18 protein-coding genes and 1 pseudogene are annotated in these 21,735 nt (G+C 32.0%); 17 read left to right on the plus strand and 2 right to left on the minus strand.

Annotated features, from left to right (window positions below; all coding sequences use genetic code 11):
• Positions 1 to 342: phospholipase D-like domain-containing protein (locus VKJ25_RS17910; RefSeq protein ID WP_324238000.1), on the plus strand; the 342-nt coding region annotated here is incomplete at its 5' end.
• A 605-nt stretch (positions 343 to 947) separates the two neighbouring features.
• Positions 948 to 1,088, plus strand: a pseudogene (locus VKJ25_RS24695) (type II toxin-antitoxin system RelE/ParE family toxin); the annotation flags it as partial.
• A 319-nt stretch (positions 1,089 to 1,407) separates the two neighbouring features.
• On the opposite strand, the gene VKJ25_RS17915 reads toward VKJ25_RS24695, so the two are convergent.
• Both VKJ25_RS17915 and VKJ25_RS17920 read right to left on the minus strand, forming a co-directional pair.
• Entirely contained in the window at positions 1,408 to 2,601 is a 1,194-nt protein-coding gene (locus tag VKJ25_RS17915) for a class I SAM-dependent methyltransferase (protein ID WP_324238001.1), read from the minus strand.
• A 933-nt stretch (positions 2,602 to 3,534) separates the two neighbouring features.
• Positions 3,535 to 5,304: an alpha/beta hydrolase gene (locus VKJ25_RS17920; protein ID WP_324238002.1), complete on the minus strand. Its 1,770-nt coding sequence runs from the start codon at positions 5,302 to 5,304 to the stop codon at positions 3,535 to 3,537.
• A 989-nt stretch (positions 5,305 to 6,293) separates the two neighbouring features.
• On the opposite strand from VKJ25_RS17920, the gene VKJ25_RS17925 reads away from it, so the two are divergent.
• The 15 genes from VKJ25_RS17925 to VKJ25_RS17995 all read left to right on the plus strand — a co-directional run bounded on the left by VKJ25_RS17925 (position 6,294) and on the right by VKJ25_RS17995 (position 21,643).
• Positions 6,294 to 6,695, plus strand: a complete 402-nt coding sequence (locus VKJ25_RS17925; protein WP_324238003.1) for a Fur family transcriptional regulator — start codon at positions 6,294 to 6,296, stop codon at positions 6,693 to 6,695.
• A 364-nt stretch (positions 6,696 to 7,059) separates the two neighbouring features.
• Positions 7,060 to 7,449 (plus strand): SMU1112c/YaeR family gloxylase I-like metalloprotein, encoded by a 390-nt coding sequence (gloA2, locus tag VKJ25_RS17930; RefSeq protein ID WP_324238004.1) that lies wholly within the window; start codon positions 7,060 to 7,062, stop codon positions 7,447 to 7,449.
• A gap of 819 nt (positions 7,450 to 8,268) precedes the next feature.
• Complete coding sequence (locus VKJ25_RS17935; protein WP_375340344.1) at positions 8,269 to 8,928, plus strand: TVP38/TMEM64 family protein; 660 nt, start codon at positions 8,269 to 8,271, stop codon at positions 8,926 to 8,928.
• Between the two features lie 282 nt (positions 8,929 to 9,210).
• Positions 9,211 to 10,113, plus strand: coding sequence for a class I SAM-dependent methyltransferase (locus tag VKJ25_RS17940; protein ID WP_324238006.1), 903 nt, complete (start codon positions 9,211 to 9,213; stop codon positions 10,111 to 10,113).
• Positions 10,114 to 10,320: 207 nt separating this feature from the next.
• Positions 10,321 to 11,013, plus strand: a complete 693-nt coding sequence (locus VKJ25_RS17945) for an HAD family hydrolase (RefSeq protein WP_324238007.1) — start codon at positions 10,321 to 10,323, stop codon at positions 11,011 to 11,013.
• Between the two features lie 1,282 nt (positions 11,014 to 12,295).
• Positions 12,296 to 12,529, plus strand: coding sequence for a hypothetical protein (locus tag VKJ25_RS17950; protein WP_324238008.1), 234 nt, complete (start codon positions 12,296 to 12,298; stop codon positions 12,527 to 12,529).
• A gap of 254 nt (positions 12,530 to 12,783) precedes the next feature.
• Complete coding sequence (locus VKJ25_RS17955; protein ID WP_324238009.1) at positions 12,784 to 13,854, plus strand: amino acid ABC transporter substrate-binding protein; 1,071 nt, start codon at positions 12,784 to 12,786, stop codon at positions 13,852 to 13,854.
• A gap of 604 nt (positions 13,855 to 14,458) precedes the next feature.
• Complete coding sequence (locus tag VKJ25_RS17960) at positions 14,459 to 15,625, plus strand: amino acid ABC transporter permease (protein ID WP_324238010.1); 1,167 nt, start codon at positions 14,459 to 14,461, stop codon at positions 15,623 to 15,625.
• Positions 15,626 to 16,324: 699 nt separating this feature from the next.
• On the plus strand, positions 16,325 to 17,536 hold the full coding sequence (locus VKJ25_RS17965) for an amino acid ABC transporter permease (protein ID WP_324238011.1): 1,212 nt from the start codon (positions 16,325 to 16,327) through the stop codon (positions 17,534 to 17,536).
• A gap of 359 nt (positions 17,537 to 17,895) precedes the next feature.
• Positions 17,896 to 18,753, plus strand: coding sequence for an adenine-specific DNA-methyltransferase (gene yhdJ / locus VKJ25_RS17970; protein ID WP_324238012.1), 858 nt, complete (start codon positions 17,896 to 17,898; stop codon positions 18,751 to 18,753).
• Positions 18,754 to 19,695, plus strand: coding sequence for a restriction endonuclease (locus tag VKJ25_RS17975; RefSeq protein WP_324238013.1), 942 nt, complete (start codon positions 18,754 to 18,756; stop codon positions 19,693 to 19,695).
• A gap of 20 nt (positions 19,696 to 19,715) precedes the next feature.
• Positions 19,716 to 19,853 (plus strand): hypothetical protein, encoded by a 138-nt coding sequence (locus VKJ25_RS17980; RefSeq protein ID WP_324238014.1) that lies wholly within the window; start codon positions 19,716 to 19,718, stop codon positions 19,851 to 19,853.
• A gap of 136 nt (positions 19,854 to 19,989) precedes the next feature.
• Entirely contained in the window at positions 19,990 to 20,769 is a 780-nt protein-coding gene (locus VKJ25_RS17985) for an amino acid ABC transporter ATP-binding protein (protein WP_324238015.1), read from the plus strand.
• A gap of 234 nt (positions 20,770 to 21,003) precedes the next feature.
• Positions 21,004 to 21,222, plus strand: coding sequence for a hypothetical protein (locus VKJ25_RS17990; RefSeq protein ID WP_324238016.1), 219 nt, complete (start codon positions 21,004 to 21,006; stop codon positions 21,220 to 21,222).
• The gene (locus VKJ25_RS17995) at positions 21,200 to 21,643 is read left to right on the plus strand and encodes a Uma2 family endonuclease (RefSeq protein ID WP_324238017.1); all 444 of its coding nucleotides are present in this window, start codon (positions 21,200 to 21,202) and stop codon (positions 21,641 to 21,643) included. The genes VKJ25_RS17990 and VKJ25_RS17995 overlap by 23 nt, the downstream gene beginning before the upstream one ends.
• Positions 21,644 to 21,735 lie beyond the last annotated feature (92 nt).

The raw sequence follows: 21,735 nt of genomic DNA on the forward strand, positions 1-21,735 counted from the left end.
AAAAAAGTTTCTGTTAAGAAAGCAAAAACAAAACCAGTTATTAATTCTACGGTTCCTTATTTAGATATATCTTTAGCTAGAGTTGATAACCAACAACGTTCCAAATTAAATGCTTTTTTTGGCAAAGAAGGAAGATGGAATAGAAAAACAGGTATTGTGATTCTTAGAGACTGGTTTGAAGTAGAAATTCTTGTCGATATAGCAACAACTAGAAATCCTATTTATCCTCAAGGAGATTTTATTGCCTACACTGATGATGGTTTAGTATTTCCCTGTCGAACTCCAGGCGATTATTATAAAAATCTGAGGTCAAGAGATGACTTAAAAATTTTAGGTCATTAGATAAAAGGAAAACTACAAAAAAAAGAAGTTTTAGAAATATTTCAACCAGTCACAAGTCAAACGTTAGAAGAATATGGTAAAGACTATATTCGGATATATAAATTATCAGACTCAGATTATTACTTAGAGTTTTAAATAATAGTAATTTAGGTATATGTTATTGTAGGAGTTTAGTTCCCAAATCGAATTTTTGTAAGATAAATCCTGAATAAAGGATATAATTAAATATAGTTTATTTATTAAATTGAATGATGAATATTATCTTAAGATCCGAACAAGAAAAATTTATTCAATCCCAAATTTCTAAGGGAAAATATACCAATATTCAATAGGCAATAGATGCAGCTTTAATACTATTAGAAAAACAAGAACAAGATTATCAACAATGGCTTGATGAAACTCGCGCTCAGGTTAAAGTAGGTTTAAAACAATTAGAAAGGGGTGAAAAAGTTGATGGAGAAATTGTTATTGCACAATTAAAAGAAAAATTTCAGCGGTTGCGAGAGGAAAATTAAGGTGAATAAATATAGTTTATTTCAAGCAGCTATTCGTGACTTAGATAAGATTTCTGATTGTTTTAGCAACTTTAAGGTGAACGTTTTGTTAAACGTTTTGATGATCAGTGTAAAAACGTAATTAACTTTCCTAGGATAGGGCGGAGTTATGGTCAAATTATGCCTAATTTCAGAGGTTTACCTTTAGATGGTTATATTATTTTTTATCAAGTAACTGAAGTTGAAATATAAATTGTGAAGATAGTTAGTGGGTAAGCATTCAGCTATCAGCAAAAGAAATCTTAAGCTCAAGGAGAATATTAAAATTAATATAGACTTGAAAACTGGCTTTTTTTTATAGTAAAATAAAGTTTCTGATTTTTCGGGAACCGTATAATAAAGCTTATATCAAAAACTAGAAGCACTCTTCTGATGGCTTATAGCTGACAGCTGAATGCTTACGTTAGTGGATATCGTAATTTAGAGTCTTTATTCTTAGACGACGAATAAAATTAATACTCAATCCGATGATCGCCAAAAATAACTTTTGAGGATATTTAACTTCTTAAATTTATCCTATCGGAGGCATACTCAACCCTTTTAAAGTCTGCTTCTTTTCTTCTTCAGTTAAACCTTTACTCTGCACTAATACTCCAAAATTTCCTAACCCTGTTGGGTCTATTAATGAATGTAATACCTCCCTACATCGGAAAACTTCTTCAATAGAAAATTCTTGATTATTTGATAATTCATTTAATCTATCTCCCAAACCTAACGCCATTAAAAATAAACCCTGTTGAGTAAAACCAATATTTTCTAATCCACACAAATTTCCCTGTTTTTCCAAAGCTGTAAAATCAACATGAGCAGTAATATCTTGTCGCCCAATATTCCAATAAGGATTATTATTTCGGTGATGTTGATAATAACATTGTAGAGTTCCTTCTCTTCTCATGGGATTATAATAACGTGGTGCTTGATAACCATAATCAATAGTTAATAAATAACCTTTCAGCAACTTATCACTAACAAATTTTATCCAATCTAAAGCTTCTAAATTTACTTCACTTTGATAACCATCAATATTAGGAAATGAAAGTAAATCTATATCGACTAATTTAAAATATTCAGCAATCTTAGGAGTGGAAACTTTATCGGTTATTTCTACAAATTTTTCCTGGGAGTCGGAGGTGACATAAATTTCTCGAATTTTCTGATTTTCTATCATAAATTTATGCACTGGAAAAGCATCTACCAACTCATTAGAAAAGAAACATCCGGTAATAGAATTATCGGAAATTTCATTCCAGTCACTCCACTGCACTTGATATGAATTTAGTCGTTGTTTTTGTTCTGCTTTTAAAACTTCCGATTTTTCAATAATCAGATATTTAATTGTTGGGAAAAAATCCCAATGTGTTTTTTGGAGATAACCTAAAATTTGCTCCGCTAAAATTCCTTGACCAGCACCCATTTCTACCAGAGTAAAATGATTAGGTTTTTGGAGAATATGCCACATTTGGAGAAATTGTTCTGCTAATAATTCTCCAAAGTCACTACCCCAATGAGGAGAAGTTAAAAAGTCTCCTTGTTTGCCAATATTGACAGGATCGGTTCCATAATAACCATGTTGGGGATGATATAAAACTAAATCCATATATTCAGCAAAAGTAATTTGTTTTTTTTGAGATTTAGAAATGTGTTGATGGATTATTTCACACAAAATTTTGTTATTGTGGTTGATAGTTAGTTGTGGTTGATTCATAAAATTAAGGAATAAAAATAAAATTTTTTCTCTATTATAAATATATATAGCAATCCTATTTGATTTGTGTCAAAATTTTAGTTGCTTTTAACGAACAGATAAAAAGCAACAGGTGGGAGTTTCAGAGTTGATTTCTATTTTTTTAGTTACTTAGGGTTATTATAGCAATCCTAAATAGCTTGTAAAATTTGAATGGGAAAATTGAGTATAAATTAATTATATATTTCTAATTAGGGAAAGAAAAGTTTTCCCAATCCTGACTATTTATTGATAATTTTAACTAGCAAACATCAACATAAAATTAAATGACCAGACGACCGACGACCAATTTGCTAAACAATACCTCGAAAGAATGAGTTTCACCCTGTTGGTAAAGTCAGAATTAATCGAAAAGTTCCTGGAGAAGTTAGACAAATAGATATTTATTTTTCTCCAGCTTCAAAAACTCCTACTTCTAGCCTGAATTTAGGGGTATTAAGTCAAATATTATGCAGTAATTGTTTAATTAAAACATTTATAAATCAACCCAGCTTGATTGAAACAAGAAATTTATAAGTTAATTTTACCTCTCTAATTATATAGATAATAGTTTTCGTAACTATGAATATTTATAGCGTGGATAAATATCTAATTATATAAAATGAAATTGTTGTCAAACTTCATAATAAATGCACTATCCTAAATGCTAAGATTTTCGTCATAAAAAAACATTTTTCGTAGGCAACAAAATCTGAACCTTCCCACAAGTGTAGGCATCAAAACTTTTTAATCTCATATTCCTAAAGTATATCAACTTCAAGTTAAATAACTATGTCTAAAAATGTATTTTAATGGTATGTGATTCAGACATAAAGCATTACATATTTACCAACGTAGAAAGTTTTTTCCTATATTTAGAATGTCAGCATTTCCTGGGCAATAATTACGTGAAAACTATTTCTCTGTAACTGGTTTAGAAAAGCTATCAATTATCTTTTGCATATCCTCTTCTGTAAGAAACTTAAGTAAACTAAAAGTGAATGGTTCTTGATTAAGATATTCAAGATAAGGTTGACTTAAATATAGTAATGATTGAGATTTATTTTGAAGATAAGACTGAAAAAATGCTAAACTTAATGCCTGAAGATAGGGATGAGTCAAATTCGGATCAGGACCAATTAATTCTTTTGGTAGTTCTATAGAACTAGAAGTTTCTTCTTCTTCAGCTATAAATGAAAAATGAGTTGCTGGTTTACTTATGACTAAATATTTTTCTGGAGTAGTTAAATTGATAAACGGATAAATTTGTTCTGGTATTGGTGGGGCAAAAATATCTTCAGTGCTAGAAACAATCATTGTTGGTATTTTTATCTGACTAATACCTTGACTTTTTTCTCCAAATATACTACTACTCACAGGGTTAATTGCTATTGCTGTTGCGATGCGTTTATCTCCTAAATTATTGATAGTTTCTTCTGGTAAAGTTATGGCTTGACACTGCAATAATAGAGATAAATTTAAGATAAATTTAGAGTCTTCACTTTCGCAATCTTTTCGTAGTTGTTGCAAACTTAAAGGAGCCCCCGCAGCACTTAAAGCAGTATATCCACCAAAAGATTGACCTAATATTCCCACTTGTTGTAAATTTAGTTTACCTTGCCACTTAGAATCAGAGCCTATTTTTTTCTCTATTTCATCTAATAAATACTTAATATCTAATGGGCGATTAATAAATTCTGTTCCATCTACAGGTCTGCTAAAACCTGCAAATATTTTTTCAACTTTTTCTGCATTTGAACCAATATGTTCTGGTACTATTACAGCAAAACCATAAGATGCTAAATGTTCAGCAAGATAGACAAAACTATTTCTATCTGAACCTAAACCATGAGAAATAATAACTACAGGAATTAATTTATTTCCGGCAATATGGGGAATATAAATATCTACTGGAGAAGTATCGTCGCGATTTGGATTTCTAAAGGTAAAAGATTTTTTTTTCCATCTTGTATTGCCTGACTTTCTTAAATCTAGTAAATTATTAAAATTCAGTTTATTGCCAGAAGACTCTAGATTTTTTGCTTGTTGTTGTAGTTCTTTTAAAATCCTATTTTGTTCTACAAATCTTTCTGTTAACTGACGAACTAAATTAACACCTTCTTCAAGTTCTATATAAATATCTCCAGGAAAATTTTTCAGCAAATTAATAATTGTTATAGCACCTGGTTCTTCAATAGTTAATTCAAAGGCTGTTTTAATTGCTAAACTACCATTTTGATTTTTTCCTGTTTGAATAATTTCACCTAAACGTTTTAATATTTCTTCTCCTGCTGGTTCTTCTATGAAAGCTTCTACAATACTAGGGTTTAAGTTAAAAGGCTGTTGTAAAACTTGTTGTAGGTCTTTTTTTTGCTTTATTAAAAGTTGCTGGAGTTCCTCTATTTCATCTTTGAATAATTCTGAATAAAGAATAAACTCATTTGTGTATTCTTCTTCTTTGGCAAAATTTTCGATAGATTCTACAGGTATTTTAATTTCAAAACCTGGCACATAAATTTCGATTGGTTCTTTGATATCAATGTTGATATTAATATCTGGAACAACAATGACAATTTTTTCAGCAGCAATAACAGGAGTAGGAGTAAAAACAGGTGATAATATACCTATTCCCAGGAAAAATATAAATCGTGAAATAGATTTGGTTATGAAGTTCTGAAGTATCATTAATCCCTCCTAAATTATATTAATTAAAATAAATTATAACGTTTTTTAGTCTAATCAGGTAAATCTGTCTTTATTTATTTCCTTTAAACAATCAGCTATTAGTTGTCAGCTATTAGCAATATTTTTAGGCTATCCTCTATAATATACTCCTGAAATCCTGTGGATGGCAAATAGAGGGATGGGGAAAAAGTCTGTAATTAAATATGTTTACTCTCCCGGAATAACCATTGAATAGCAAGTTCATAACTTCTCTCTAATGTCTAAATTTTATGTCAAGAAATATCCTGATCAAGCATAGGTTTTAAGTAGCGAGTTTAAATTAATTATCAAATTTAAAAATTTTGAATAGGTCATTTCAGTTATCAGTTATCAGTTATCAGTAGAGAGTCAAATTTTGACTAAAGTCGGAGGCTTGAAATACTGAGTTAAATATTTCTCTTGGTCGAGAGATGGCGAGGTTTTATTGCCATCTTACCCTTCGGGAAGCTCCGCTGACGACCGCTTTTTCATCCCCGAACCAGGGGAGGTACATACCCTCATTTTTTGGTAATAAATAATAGCAATAGGTATTTAGCTGTCAGCTCTTAGTTATTAATTGCCAAGCAGGTAAAACAACCCTTGAAATTGAGAAACAATAAAAAGTTACCGAATCATTAATAGTTAATAATTAAGAGTTGATAGTTAATAATTATTCATTCAACAATTCATTACTGGAAGCCTCCCCTAGGGCATAAATCAAAAAAATTCGTGATTAGTCAATACCCTTCTTTAAAGAAGGGGTAATTATTAATTATTAATTGTTCATTATTAATTGCTGAATGTCGAAGTTTCTTTCCCAAAACTTAGAAGTAATTATTCATTTTAAGTCAAATATTAACTATTAGCCAAGTTTCAATTATATGTGTTATAATTACTAACTGTTTTAAAATATATATAAAAACTTTACAACTATGAAAAACAACTACTCTAAAACAGAGATTAAGAAAAAAATGCAATCTAAAGGACTAAGAATTACTCCTCAGCGATTTGCAGTTTATACTAATCTTCTGTCTCGTTCAGATCATCCCACTGTTGAAGACATTCTCAATGAAGTGAACCGCGAGTTACCAATTTCTTCTAAAGCAACTATTTATAGTGCTTTAACTGTATTAAGAGAAGTGGGTTTAGTGAAAGAAGTATTACTAGAAGAAGGACTAACTCGTTATGATGCTAATATTAAACCCCATCATCATTTTTGCTGTCAAAACTGTGGCGCAATAGTTGATATAAATTGGGAAATTTTTAGTAATATAAAATTAGATAAATTACCTCAAGGACTTCGTGCAGAAAGCTATGAAGTTATTGTTAAAGGGATATGCGATCACCAAGGTTGTCAACCAAAAGAGAGTTAAGAATTAAGAATTAATAGTTTGTAAGACTTTATCCAACGGGGTTTGCTTTCCAAATCTCTTAAAAGTTGGATTTGGAGACCAAACCCCTACAGTTTTTTCTCACAAATAACTTCTTATGGTTATGTATATTTTTAGCATTGTATTAAGCCCAAATTTATAGAGAAATGGTGTTACATAGACGTAGGTTGGGTTGAGGTACGAAACAAAGGCAAAAATTTTTTCTTCCCTACTCCCTAATGCACTATTTTAGGTGAAACAGTCCAGTAGTGCGGGTATTTTACCCCCGCGAGTGTACTTCATAAAAAGGGAAAGCGCTGTATCAATTATTAATTATCCATTATTCATTATTCAAATAATTTTTATTATGATGAAAATTAAAAGATTTAATCACGTTGCAATTATTTGCTCTAATTATGAAAAATCAAAGCATTTTTATGTGAATATTTTAGGCTGTGAAATTATTCAAGAAACTTGGAGAAAATCCCGTAATTCTTATAAATTAGACTTGCGTGTAGGTGATAATAATCAAATAGAATTATTTTCCTTTCCTGACCCCCCAAAAAGGTTAACTCGCCCCGAAGCTTGTGGTCTAAGACATTTAGCATTAGAAGTAGATAATATTGAGGAGTCTGTTGATTATTTAAAATCTCAAGGTCTAGAAGTAGAAAATATTAGAATTGATGAAATAACTGGTAAGCGCTTTACGTTTTTTCCAGACCCAGATCAATTACCATTAGAAATTTATGAAAGTTAGGGAGTAATTAATAGTTAACAATTAATAATTAAGGTTGACTGAAAAAATCTTTTAGTACGGGAATAGGACTCAGGATAAATGAAAATTACAAAGTAGGTAGTCAGAAGAATATTGGCTTAATTTTCATATCTAATACTACTCCATTGAGGCTCAATTTTTCCGCTTTCTCAACCGAAAAGCTAATACTTTTTCCTATTCTAAAATTTAAGCTGTCAGCTATCATCAATAAGATTTAGGGTTTATATAGCAATCAGTTGTGATTTGCAAGAGTTTGTAATATTTTATGGTAGGGGTTTGGAAACCAAACCCCTACAGTTTTTTCTCACATCTGATTTCTGATTGTTATAGTAAGCTCTAATTTGGTGTAAATTGATAAAAATGTTATCTTAAACCAATTAATCTAGCTCAATTAATAAAGCTTTAAAACTTCAGTCAAAACACAATTCTGAAAATCAGATAATAATCTGAAACTTAGGGAGTAGAGAATAGTAATTTGGCAAATAGAAAAAAAGTCAAACAACTTTACTTCAATAAAAACAATTCTCAAAATTAGATAATAATCTGAAACTTAGGGAGTAGAGAATAGTAATTTGGGAAATAGAAAAAAAGTCAAACAACTTTACTTCAATAAAAACAATTCTGAAAATCAGATAATAATCTGATTAAAATCAACTTAAACTATTGTTTTTATGTCATCAAAATGATTATAATCTCAATCATAACTAAGATATTTTTCAAGGGAGTTAATATATTATGAACGACCTAAAACAAACCCCAAAAAAGCCAAAATTCAACAAACTACTTAAACCACTATTAATTATGTTTGGAGTTGCCACCCTTATAACTATTGCTCAGAAATTTTTTAACGTTCAAGAACTATTAAATAACGCCTTAAACTGGATTAATGAACTTGGTCATTGGGGTCCAATAGCCTTTATTACTATATACATTTTGGCTACAATTTTCTTCCTACCTGGTTCTCTAATAACCCTTGGTGCAGGTGTACTATTTGGTCCTATTTTTGGTTCAATTTATGTTTCTATTGCTTCAACTATCGGTGCAACTTGCGCCTTCTTAGTTGGTCGATATTTAGCAAGAGGTTGGGTTTCCCAACAAATAGAAAGAAATGAACAATTTCAAGCTATAGACAAAGCTGTTGCTGATGAGGGATGGAAAATAGTTGGGCTAACTCGCTTATCCCCCATTTTTCCCTTTAACCTGCTAAACTACGCTTTTGGTGTCACTAAAGTTTCTCTACCAGACTATTTTTTGGCATCTTGGATTGGTATGATGCCAGCTACAGTAATGTATGTATATCTAGGCTCCTTGGCAGGAAGTTTAGCAACTTTAGGTACAGAAGGTCGCGAGCGGACTACAATAGAATGGGTTCTCTACGGAGTTGGTCTAGTTGCCACAGTTGCAGTAACTATTTATGTGACTAAAATTGCCAAACAAGCTTTACAAAAGAAAATATCTTAATTTTTATAGATCAAGACTTACGCAAAGAAACTCGTTTTCTACAGTAAATCATTGTTTTTGATACAAGACTTACACAAAGGTACTATGTATAGAGTTCAAAAACTATTCCGCAATAGTTGTAGACACTATATATAGAGTCTCTGCGTAAGTCCTATGATTATAAACATCTACGCTAGTACCAGGTTTCTGGGTTCCCATAGCTTTAGTTCTGTAGATAACTTCTGCCAGCAAGAAGATTAAGCTTTATACTAAAAGCTGAGAATTTATGGTCAAAAAAATTTAATGGCAGTTAGGAAAGACACAATTTACGAACAATTTCTTTCACCATTGGTCAATAACTTTTTGATTGACCAAGACGCAATAAAACATTTCCGCTATAGTATAGATTGGGAGGCAGAAAGCGATCGCCTCACCAATCCTACTTTGATTTATCCAGAATATTATACCTCCAGCAATTTCCACGGTATTGAAGGAGGTTATCTAACTATAGATGCAGCAGTTACTTACGACCCGATTACCCAATATGCTTTACCTCCCAATGAAACTTGGGTGAGGGAAGCTTTGGTTGATACAATTCAAGTTAAACCGAGACGTATACTAGATTTAGGATGTGGCACAGGTTCTACAACATTGATGCTGAAACAGAAATTTCCCCAAGCAGAAGTTACTGGTGTAGACTTATCACCTTATATGCTTATCTGTGCTGAAACTAAAGCCAAAAAAGCAGGGTTAAATATTCAGTGGCGACATGATAATGCAGAAAAAACAGGATTTCCAGATGCTTCCTTTGATTTAGTAACAATAGCTTTATTATTCCATGAAACTCCACCAAAGGTATCAAAGAATATCTTAAAGGAAGTTTTTCGACTTTTAACAGTAGGTGGTCAAGTTATTATTCTGGATGGCAACCAAAAAACTTTACGACAAACTGAGTGGCTGACAGAAATCTTTGAGGAACCTTATATTAAGTCTTATGCTAAAGGTAATGTCGATGCTTGGTTAGGTGCTGCGGGATTTGGTCTAGTAGAAACCCAGGATATATGGTTGGTACATCAGGTTAGTAGTGGGATTAAGTCAGTGTTAGGTCAAGACTCAGGGGTTATACCAGAAGTTAATTATAATTTATCAAATAATTGGGATAATGATAGTGGTAATTTTCCGGCTCCAGCTTATTATAGGAATTAGCGTTTACAAATACAGCATATTTCGGAGTAGAGTTAAAAAAACTATTGCAACCTAGTTTTAACCACTATATTTAGGGTTGCTGCCTAAGTTCTAAATTATTTAGGTAGAGTTGTTTTTCTTATTTTCTACTCCCTACTCCCTACTCCCTACTCCCTACTCCCTACTCCCTACTCCCTACTCCCTACTCCCTAAAAACTAATAATTGAAATGACTTTGAAAGCTGTTTTATTCGATTTTAATGGTGTAATTATTAACGATGAATTTCTGCATGAAAAATTAATAGAGCAAGTGCTACTTGAAGAAAATTTGTTGCTTAAACCAGGAGAATATCAGAAATTTTGTTTAGGAAAAAATGATCGTACTTGTTTGGAAGATATTTTAATCCAAAGAGGTAGATATGTGAAAGAAGAATACTTAGAACATTTAATTAAACGCAAAACTTTAGCTTATCAAAAACAGTTAGAAAGTCTTGAAGAGTTACCAATTTATTCAGATACCCTAGATTTTATCAATCTGGTTTCTCAAGCTAATTTGAAAATGGCTGTGGTTACTGGTTCTATCCAAAATGAAGTAGAATTAGTTTTAAATAAAGCTAATTTAACTGATTATTTTCAGGTAATAATTGGTGGAGATCATGTCAAAGCTAGTAAACCAGAACCTGATGGTTATTTATTAGCAGTAGATATTTTAAATCAACAATATCCAGATATTAATCTCCAGCCTTCAGAATGTTTAGTAATTGAGGATACTTTTCCAGGTATTGAAGCTGCTAAAAGAGCAGGAATGTCTGTGGTTGGAGTTGCTCATACTTATCCTTTTCATATGCTCCAACGTTTGGCTAATTGGTGTGTTGATTATCTTACTGATTTAGAATTAGACAGAATACAAGAGGATAATTAATAATGGATAATGGATAATAGATAATTAACTGGACAATATAAAGTTCTTCTAAAAAACTATTTCAGTATCTACAGCTCTGACTAGAGAGTGTCTAAATTTAGTATCACTGAAACCGTCATTTTTTCAAGCTTGGTAATTAATAATGGATAATTGATAATAAGAATTATTTTTATTATCATATTATTTGTTAATTTTTTGTATAAAAAACTACTTTTTTTGTGCAAAAATTAGGAAGATTTCTACTGCTTAATTACCTGATAGGCAGATTAAATCTAAAAGTATTTACAAGTAAAGATTTTAGCCTTTTTATAGTCTTTGAAAAGTACCAAATTTTCAATTCACTTAACCCTTAAAAAGTGAGTATTTTGGTGTGATAGCAATTCCCATGCATTATTGCTATACTTGAGGAATACTTCAGTCATCAAATAATTAACACAAACCAAATCATTTTTTGCCAATTTTAGCTAAGTTAATGTGAATTTTTCTGATGTTTACTTCTCCCCCACTCCCTTACTCCCCTACTCCCCTGCTCAATCAAATCTAGAAAACTTTTTGAGAAATGGTATAACTATGGCAGAAAAATCAAGGAACAATGAAATTTTCCCCTACTTTTTCTGTCTTCTCCACTTTCCCCACTCCCCACGCTATAGTTTGCTGAAAAAGCAAACCCTAATTAGGACTTGCTGATTAAATATTAAAGTCTTTCACAATTTTTATCACTACTTCCTCTATAAATCCCTATTCTGCTTAACTCTTCACTACTCCCTACTCCCTACCTTCACAACAAGACTTTTTCAGCAAACCCTAAGTAGGGTTAGCGTATGGAAATATGAAACCATTGACAGATAAAGTTTTTAGCAATTTTATGCCTGGAAAAAGTATCAGCTTTTAGGTCAAAAAGGTGAAAAAAGTTAGGAGAAAAAGTTTAGTAGGACAGAAAAATTAAGAGACAATTATTCCAGCTAATTCCTTTATAACTGCCATTCCTCCTGGATTTCAGCATTGCTGGATTCTGGCTCCTCCCCACTACTAAAAAACTTTTTCAGTAAACTCTAAGTAAAGAAACACATCAATTTGTAAAGATATTCGTAATGATTGTAACTTATTATGTGTAAGTTCCCCTTGTATTAGCAGGTTTAAGTTATTATTGATTGATAAATATAAAAGAATGGTTAAGAAAACTAAAAATTAGGAAAATATGTGTCTAAGGATACGTCCTAATTATCATTCTTGAATAATCCTCTAAATAAAGACGGATATAAAACTTATCATGGAGATTCTTATGACTCCCACAATGTTACGTCAACTTTGGTCTGTAGTAGAAAGCTCTCAAGCTACAACATTAGTATCACTGGATGATGCCACCTTAGTTCAGTGGTTAGTCAAACAGTTGAAAAGAAAAAGTACCCTAAATGGTAGGGAAGCAGATGTAATTAATGAATATATCGAATCTCGGTTATCCCTAATTAGGGATTTAGCTGAGGAACGGTTGGGAAGTGAACCTTTACTGACCTAAGAAACAGATTAAATGGGTCTTAGCAACTCAGAAGTTATGACTTCTGTCCTTTTGGGATGGAACAGATTAAGCTGTTTAAATGCAAAACAGTGAATTAGTATTTTTTACTATTAGGTCTAAATTTAAAATTAAAATCGAAAATCTAAACTATTTAGATAGAGAAGAAAAAAAGTTTTTGCTTGAGAAGTTCTAGCTTAAGACTATGCTAATTTTTAGTAGATCACTTTTTTCAAAATTAATAAAAAGAAAAAACTATGCAGAAATGGGGATCTATTCTAATCGCAGCTATCTTGATGGTACTACCTCTAACAGCTTGCGAAACAGAAAGTACATCAAACCAAGCAGAATCTAGCCAAGAAACTCAAGAAACAACCAGTCGTTTAGATACTGTCAAAAGTCGCGGTAAATTAATCTGTGGTGTAGATGGTGGTATTCCTGGATTCAGTTTTGTGGACCAGAACGGTGAATACTCAGGAATAGACGTAGATGTTTGTAAAGCGGTTGCTGCTGCTTTATTTGACGATCCAAATGCTGTGGAATACCGCAACTTAGACTCAACAGAGCGTTTTACAGCTGTTAGCGGTGGAGAAGTAGATATGCTATCTCGAAACACAACCTGGACTATTAGTCGAGATACCAGTGTTGGCCTAGAATTTGCTCCTACTACATTCTATGATGGCCAAGGAATGATGGTTCGTGCTGATAGTGGGATTGAAAATTTAGAAGGTTTCCAAGGGAAATCAATTTGTGTTGAAGCTGGGACAACTACAGAATTAAACTTAACAGATAATCTTCGGGAAATAAATGTCGAAGCAGAAACATTAACTTTTCAACAAGCAGACCCTGCTTATGCTGCTTATGCAGAGGGACGTTGTGATGGGATGACCTCTGATAAATCTCAATTATTAGGTCGCCGTAGTACCCTACCAAATCCAGAAGAGCATATAATTTTGGGTGTTACTATGTCCAAAGAACCTCTAGGTCCAGTAACGATAAATAATGATTCTGGTTGGTTTGATGTGGTTAAATGGGTGACTTATGCTTTGATAGAAGCAGAAGAGTTAGGTATTACTCAAGCAAATGTAGATGACTTAAAAGCAAATTCTGAGGACCCTACAATCAGACGCTTTTTAGGAGTCGAGGGAGACCTGGGTAAAGGTTTAGGTTTAAGTAATGATTTTGCCTACAGAGTAATTAAGAATGTTGGTAACTACAGTGAAGTTTACAGTCGTAGTTTAGGAGAAGAATCTCAATTTAAGTTACCTCGTGGTATGAATGATTTATGGACTAAGGGTGGATTACTTTATTCTCCTCCTTTCCGTTAATTAGCTATTAGCTTTTAATATTTCTTGACGGAATGCTCCGCAAACAGCCATCAGTATTTTAGCATTTTTGGATTGATTCGACAATTCTATAAATTAGTGCTAACTTGACCATAACTTTATAATAGCAGAGATTTGGGAAAAAATCTATGATTTAATTTCCCAAATCTTGAAAAAATTTAGTTTCATTTATCTAGTCTCTACAAAATTCATAATGGATAATTGATAACGAAAACTATGACAATCTCTAAATAGGTTAGCTGGCAAGATTCATAACACAAATAAAATAGAGCTACTATATCTTGGAATTATCCACTCATTATTAATTATTAATTATCCATTATTAATTAGGCTTTGCGTATGGAAATCTGAAAAATATGACAGATAAAATTTTTAGTATTTTTAGGTTCTGAGAAAATGCAACTTTTTGGATAGCTCTGTTACGGTTCCCGAAAAATCAAAAAGGAGCGTATTTTGGGGAAGAGTTGATCTCAAAAAATACCCCCCATCGCCAATCCCCCTATCTTCTTAAAAAGACTTTTTCAGCAAGTTCTAATTATTAATTATTAATTATCCATTATTAATTATTCCCTACTCTCTAAAAAAAATGATTCACGAGAAAAATCAAAAAATTCCTCTATGGCGAGATGAGAGATTTTGGCGTATTGCCCTGCAAGTTCTTGTCATAGTAATTTTGGTTGGGGTAGCAGCTATAATGATTAGCAACCTCAGCCGTAATTTAGCACAACAAGGTACAAAGTTTGGCTTTAGTTTCCTAAATAATGAAGCAGGATTTAGTATTAGTGAAAGTTTGATTCCTTACGCACCGAAAGACCCTTATAATCAAGTTTTATTAGCAGGTTTAGTTAATTCTCTGCGAGTCATGATTTTAGGAATTTTCTTCACCACAATAGTGGGAATATTAGCAGGAATTGCTAGTTTTTCTGAGAATTGGTTACTCCGAAATTTGAATCTAATTTATGTGGAAGTTGTCAGAAATACTCCTTTATTATTGCAGTTATTTTTCTGGTATTTTGCGGTTTTTTTCACTTTGCCAAGACCACAAGAAAAATTAGAATTACCCGGACCGATATTTATGAGTAAACGAGGAATTGCTATTCCTTGGCCGGAAAATAATTTGAATGTTTGGTTATGGTTAATAGTTTTAGTTATAGGAGCGATCGCTGCAATTTTTATTTGGCAATGGCGGAATAAATTAATGACAGAAAAAGCAGCGTCTGGTCAACCACAAAATATAGCTTTAATTAGTATGGGAATTATTGCCATATTTATTATTATATTTGGATTAGGTTGGCAAGCACCTAGAGTAACAAATGCTGGAGGAACAGAAGGGGGATTAAATTTAACTTTAGAACTTTCAGCTTTATTGGTAGGATTGGTATTTTATACAGGAGCTTTTATTGCCGAAATTGTTCGTTCTGGTATTCAAGCAGTACCGAAAGGGCAATGGGAAGCAGCGAGGTCTTTAGGATTAAAGTCTGGTTTAGTAATGAGATTGGTGATTTTTCCTCAAGCATTACGAGTGATGATTCCACCATTAAATAGTCAATATATGAACTTAGCAAAAAATTCTAGTTTAGCAATAGCTATTGGTTATCCAGATTTGTATGCTGTGGCGAATACTACTTATAATCAATCAGGTCGTCCAATAGAAGTATTTATCATTTTAATGGTAGTTTATCTTACCATCAATTTGATAATTTCATTGTCTATGAATTTCTTGAATAAAACTGTTCAATTAAGAGAAAGATAATATCAGTTATTAGTACCTCCTACTGAACGAACTAGGAGGCTTGAAAATACAGAATATTCTTTTTTTATTCTCTTGAAACTAAAGTTTGAGGCTGAGTTGATAAACTAAAAAATCTTCGGGGTTGGTGAATCAAGCTATGAAAGTTAAACTTAGCTAAATATATAATAACTTTTCTGTTAAGAGTTAGCCGATGAGTATTAATAAACAATTCACAATCATAGCCAAAAACACCAATGCCAAATCTTCTTATCATAGAAGTTAAAGTTAACAATCCTAGGGGCGGGTTTCTCAGTTAAGTTAACGAGCTTTTCACATACATTTAGTTAGATAAGCCCCCCTAATTAGGGTTTACTAAAAAAAACAAAATGTAGGGAGAGTGAGAGCTTTGAAGCCCACCCCTAACCCCTCCCAGGAGGGGAAAACAGAGTCAAGTAGAACGAATAATTTTTCCTAATTTTTTCTGTCTCGTATTATCCCAAAATTATCAATTTTTGAGGGTAAGTTAATTGAAACAGGCACACTTTTTTCAATTATAAAAAGGCTAAAAATTTTATTGAATAGTGCTTTGAGATTTAATCAGTAATTCCTAATTCTTAAGAACTATATTTCATGTACTGAGAATCTACTGTATCTATACATTTTTTCCTTTTTTTTTGAACATTTATTTACTTCTTCCTTCTTCCTTCTTACTTCTATAATATGAAAATAATAAATACAACTAAATCTTCAGCTCCACCATTTGCCGAAACTAATTCTCTAGAATGGCTGAGAAAAAATTTTTTTAGTTCTTGGTACAATACCTTAATCACTTTAATATTATTCAGCGTAATTATTTCGGCAATAACTAACTTTATTTCCTGGGCAACAACTCAAGCAGAATGGCAAGTAATTGATACTAACTTACCATTATTAATGGTAGGTAGATATCCCAGAGATCAATATTGGCGAATCTGGGTAATAGTTGGCATAATTTCTAGTTTCTCTGGTTTTTCTTGGGGAATTATTGCCAGAAAAGCAACTACATTATTTACATTACCAATATTAATTTTTATCGCCTTTTTACCCGCTATTCTATTATTAATCCCTGTAGATATACCATTTAAAATATTGCTAGTGGGAATGGTAATTTTACTTATTGTTGCTGCCTGGATAGGCAAACAATTAGGCAGAAAAAATAATAACTTAGGTAAATATTTATCCTTGGCTTGGTTTATTGCTTTAATATTAATTCTCTGGTTAATTGGAGGTGGATTAGGATTAAAATCTGTATCTACAAATGACTGGGGTGGTTTAATGCTAACTATATTAACTTCTGTAGTTAGCATTTTATTATCTTTTCCATTAGGAGTTTTATTGGCTTTAGGTAGACAAAGCAAATTGCCAGTAATTAGAATATTTTCTATTGGTTATATTGAAATTATTAGGGGATTACCTTTAATTTCAATTCTGTTTATGGGGCAAATAATGATTCCTCTATTCTTGCCAGATGGAATGAGACCCGATAGAATTTTACGAGCAATTTTAGGATTAACTTTGTTTAGTTCCGCTTATTTAGCAGAAAATATTAGGGGTGGTTTACAAGCTGTACCTAGAGGTCAAAGTGAAGCGGCAAAAGCATTAGGTTTAAATACTCCATTGAGTGTGGGATTAATTGTTTTACCTCAAGCTTTAAAAGTAGCTATTCCATCAATTGTTGGTCAATTTATTAGTCTATTTCAAGATACAACTTTATTATCAATTGTCGGATTAGTAGAATTGTTAGGTATTAGTCGTTCGGTTTTAGCTCAACCTCAATTTTTAGGAGATTATGCAGAAGTTTATTTATTTGATGGTGTACTTTTTTGGATTATTTGTTATGCTATGTCAGTCGGTAGTCGGCAGTTAGAGAAAAAGTTAAATACTACTCATTAATTAGGGAATAGGGAACAGTAAAGAAGACAAAAAAACATGAAATACTAGATTTTCATAATAATTAGTAGGTACTCAAAACAATAATTTTTATGAAAAAAATTCAATCTAGATTTACATCTCATTTGAAAATAGTATACTAACTCTAAGGTCAGGATTCAGCAGTCAGCTATTGCTTTTATCTCAAACTAAAAGCTTTATGATACGGTTGCTGATAAATCAGAAATTTTTCTAAGTATAAAATTATGTTTTCTAGCATATATTCGTTTAAATATCCTCCTTAAAGTTGATGTTTTTATTACTGATAGCTGAATGCTTACACTCTAAGTTATTTGTGAAAAAAACTATTTTGTAAAAGTGAAATGAAAGTTAGAAAATTTGCAGAACATAAAATTATTTTGGGAGATATAATTTCTGTTTTGGATGATTGTGTAGAAGACAATAGTATTGACCTAATATTTGCTGACCCTCCCTATAATATTGGTAAAAAATTTAATGGCAAACAAAAAAAATGGGATTCTGATGATGAGTATATAAAATGGTGTTATCAATGGCTAGATTTATGTATGAGGAAATTAAAAAAAACAGGTAGTATTTATATTATGGCAGCAACACAATATATGCCGTATATAGATATTTACTTAAGAGATAAAATTACTATTCTTTCCCGAATTATTTGGTATTATGATAGTTCGGGAGTTCAGGCAAAAAAATATTTTGGTTCTTTATATGAACCAATTTTATTTGGAGTAAAAGATAAAAATAATTACACCTTTAACTCTGAAGAAATAAAGGTTGAAGCTAAAACAGGTGCAGTGCGTAAATTGATTGATTATCGCCAACAAAATCCAACAGTTTATAATTCTCAAAAAGTGCCGGGAAATGTGTGGTATTTTCCTAGAGTGAGATATAAAATGGCTGAGTATAGAAATCATCCAACTCAAAAACCAGAAGCTTTATTAGAAAGAATTATTAAAGCAAGTAGTCATCCTGACGATGTGATTCTAGATTTATTTGCTGGAACTTTTACCACTTCTGTAGTTGCTCAAAGATTGGGAAGGAAATCTATCAGTATAGAAATAGAAGAAGAATATGTAAAATTAGGATTAGAAAGATTGAATTTTGTTTCTGATTTATCGGGAACCGTAAATCAAAGTAATCATGCTATTTTAAACGGTCGAGATATTCAATTAACTTTAAACCTAAATATAGGTGATTAAATGGAACATGAATTTACAAAAGTAATCAAGAATGCTTTGAAAGATACTTATGGAAATAAATCAGAATTAATATACTCAATTTCTCCTATTTTACAATATATTAACCTGAAAACTAGAGCTGCTAATCGAGGCTCAAAAGCTAGAAGTTCTTTTGGAAACCTATATGCTATTTATGTCTTAGTTGAAGATTATCTGCAAAAGGGTTTTGACGACAATGGTAAATATATTTCCTATGAAGGTAGCAAATATTCTCAACTTTTATGCAGACAAAGGAAATTACCTTTTGGTCAAAAATTACAAAATCATGCCTTAAACCATAGACTAAACCAAGAGTTTAAAAAATATTTCCCAACTTGTGATTATGTTCCAGTTATTAGAGAGACTTCAAACAATAGATATTGGTTCAATGAAAATCTACTATTTTGTATAATTGAAGAACAAACTTATAATCTAGCTAAAATCATTATTGAAATAATTGAGATGTATATTTCTACAAAAACAAATGCTTTTGAAGACTTCATTAAATCTTGCCAGCCAATAAGTCAATTAACAGAAGTAAATCCCAATGAAGCTGTTGATTTTATTGTTAAACTTCTACAACCAAATATAGATGCAAGATTGTTTGAAATTGTTAGCTATAGCATTTTGAAATATTATTACTATAAACAGACTGTATTTTTTGGTTTTGATCTACAAGATATACAACAAGAAAACTTGAAATTATACAAAACAGGGCGAACTAATGCCAATGATGGGGGCGTAGATTTTGTAATGAAGTCATTAGGTAGATTTTTTCAAGTTACAGAAACAACGGATTTCAAAAAGTCCTTTTTAGATATTGATAAAATAGAAAAAGATCCCTATATTTCATTAAGTCTACGGAAAGTAAGGATAAATTACTTGAAAAAATTAGAAAAAATTCACAAAAGCAATACTCTGTAAATCTAATAGTTGAGAAATATATGAACTGCATAGAAGAAATCATCAATTTGCCAACCATCATAGAACGTTTTTACCAGAATGTAGAAATAGGATATTTAAGTAATATATTGGAAGAAGTAATTAAGCAGAGCCAAATAGAATTTAACTATGAAGTATAATAATTACCAAAAGTTAATATGAAAAATGATAGAGTAGAAAGAATAATTTTCTAGTTAGGGTGGCTACAAAATATTATAACCTTTTAATATTAATAGCTATTCCCTGTTCCCAGTTAAGTGTTCCCTAAATAAGAAAATGACACAAATAAAAACAGAAAAAACTGATACACTAATAGATGCTAATATCGGAATTATTGCTACAGATGTTCATAAATGGTATAGCAATAATTTTCATGTTCTCCGTGGAGTAAGTCTCACAGTTAAACGTGGAGAAGTAGTAGTAATTATGGGTCCGAGTGGCTCTGGTAAATCAACTTTTATCCGTACCTTTAATGCTCTAGAAGAATTTCAAAAAGGTAGCATTATTATTGATGGTATTAACTTATCCTACGATTTGAAAAATATTGAGACTATTCGACGGGAAGTGGGGATGGTATTTCAACAGTTTAATTTGTTTCCTCATCTCACAGTTTTGCAAAATGTTACCCTCGCTCCCATTTGGGTACGTCGATGGCCGAAAGCTAAGGCCGAAGAAGTGGCAATGCAACTTTTGGAAAGAGTAGGTATTTTGGAACAAGCGAAAAAATTCCCTGGTCAACTTTCCGGAGGTCAACAACAAAGGGTAGCGATCGCTCGTGCTTTAGCAATGCAGCCCAAAATTATGTTATTTGATGAACCGACTTCAGCATTAGACCCGGAGATGGTACGGGAAGTTTTGGATGTGATGCGGGGTTTAGCAGAAGATTCAGGAATGACGATGGTAGTGGTGACTCACGAGGTAGGGTTTGCACGGGAGGTAGCAGATAGAATAGTGTTGATGGCGGATGGGTTATTGGTAGAAGAAGCGACTCCAGATGAATTTTTCCAAAATCCCAAAGAAGAACGTACCCGGAAGTTTTTGTCACAGATATTGTAGAGAAATCTGTGGTTAGTTGAAGATGATTATGACTGGGTGGATAGTCGTCTTTATATCTAGAGAAATTTTTTAGTTTGATGGCGATCGCTTTTTAGGAAATAGGAAAGCGATCGCATGGTTTTTATTACAGCAACTAAACCTGAGTATAGTTGAACTTAGGGGCGATATTAAATAAAGTGCTACAATATTTATTAATTTCAATAATAATGAAGTGTACTGATAACTGAAAAACTAATGAAAAAAACCCAAATACAGATACCCACAGATACTTGGATAACAGCAACCTGGCAAGAATATATCCAAACTATTGACGATCCTAGTTACGAAAAAGCCAAAAGTTATTACCACAACGGACAATTTAGAATCGAAATGCCACCAGCAAACAAGCAAAGTAAAGACCATATAGTTATTACTACCATAGTTAACTTATTTGCAATGGCAAATAAAGATTAAGGTAGATGGCAGAAATGAATGTATTTATCGCAAAACAGGACTTCGAGCAGCTCAACCAGAGGCTTCCTTTTATTTTAGAGAAAATGCAGATGTAGTTTCTTGGGAAGCATCTATTGTTGACTTAGATATTTATCCTCCACAAAATTTAGTTATAGAAGTTGCCAATACTTCCCTTTCTGATGATAAAGGGGAAAAGCGTTTGCTGTATGAAGCCATGAATGTTGCTGAATATTGGATAGTTGAGGTACAGAAGCTAGAAGTTATTGCTTTTGCTATTGCTAATGGAGGTAGCAAAAGAATTAACCAGTCTCAAGTTTTGCCTGGTTTAGCAATTTCTTTATTAGAGAAAGCACTGCAACGTACTCGTCGAGAAAATCAACTGGAAACTTACACTTGGTTATTCAGTCAGTTTCAGTCGTAGAGTTGGCGCTTGGTGGAGCGTTGGCGAAGCAAGTGCGGCAGCTATATCGCTAATTCTGAAATCATACCCTATTTGTAGAGAGCGAATGGAAC

Origin of the sequence: Okeania sp., assembly GCF_035285525.1 — a bacterium.
Classification (GTDB): domain Bacteria; phylum Cyanobacteriota; class Cyanobacteriia; order Cyanobacteriales; family Microcoleaceae; genus Trichodesmium.

Excerpts from the sequence above, each read along its gene's own strand:
- yhdJ (WP_324238012.1), top strand. The coding sequence starts at position 17,896 with ATGAAAGTTAGAAAATTTGCAGAACATAAAATTATTTTGGGAGATATA.
- gloA2 (WP_324238004.1), top strand. The coding sequence starts at position 7,060 with ATGATGAAAATTAAAAGATTTAATCACGTTGCAATTATTTGCTCTAAT.
- VKJ25_RS17975 (WP_324238013.1), top strand. The coding sequence starts at position 18,754 with ATGGAACATGAATTTACAAAAGTAATCAAGAATGCTTTGAAAGATACT.
- VKJ25_RS17980 (WP_324238014.1), top strand. The coding sequence starts at position 19,716 with ATGAACTGCATAGAAGAAATCATCAATTTGCCAACCATCATAGAACGT.
- VKJ25_RS17940 (WP_324238006.1), top strand. The coding sequence starts at position 9,211 with ATGGCAGTTAGGAAAGACACAATTTACGAACAATTTCTTTCACCATTG.
- VKJ25_RS17960 (WP_324238010.1), top strand. The coding sequence starts at position 14,459 with ATGATTCACGAGAAAAATCAAAAAATTCCTCTATGGCGAGATGAGAGA.
- VKJ25_RS17935 (WP_375340344.1), top strand. The coding sequence starts at position 8,269 with ATGTTTGGAGTTGCCACCCTTATAACTATTGCTCAGAAATTTTTTAAC.
- VKJ25_RS17915 (WP_324238001.1), bottom strand. The coding sequence starts at position 2,601 with ATGAATCAACCACAACTAACTATCAACCACAATAACAAAATTTTGTGT.
- VKJ25_RS17965 (WP_324238011.1), top strand. The coding sequence starts at position 16,325 with ATGAAAATAATAAATACAACTAAATCTTCAGCTCCACCATTTGCCGAA.
- VKJ25_RS17945 (WP_324238007.1), top strand. The coding sequence starts at position 10,321 with ATGACTTTGAAAGCTGTTTTATTCGATTTTAATGGTGTAATTATTAAC.
- VKJ25_RS17985 (WP_324238015.1), top strand. The coding sequence starts at position 19,990 with ATGACACAAATAAAAACAGAAAAAACTGATACACTAATAGATGCTAAT.
- VKJ25_RS17925 (WP_324238003.1), top strand. The coding sequence starts at position 6,294 with ATGCAATCTAAAGGACTAAGAATTACTCCTCAGCGATTTGCAGTTTAT.
- VKJ25_RS17990 (WP_324238016.1), top strand. The coding sequence starts at position 21,004 with ATGAAAAAAACCCAAATACAGATACCCACAGATACTTGGATAACAGCA.
- VKJ25_RS17955 (WP_324238009.1), top strand. The coding sequence starts at position 12,784 with ATGCAGAAATGGGGATCTATTCTAATCGCAGCTATCTTGATGGTACTA.
- VKJ25_RS17920 (WP_324238002.1), bottom strand. The coding sequence starts at position 5,304 with ATGATACTTCAGAACTTCATAACCAAATCTATTTCACGATTTATATTT.
- VKJ25_RS17950 (WP_324238008.1), top strand. The coding sequence starts at position 12,296 with ATGACTCCCACAATGTTACGTCAACTTTGGTCTGTAGTAGAAAGCTCT.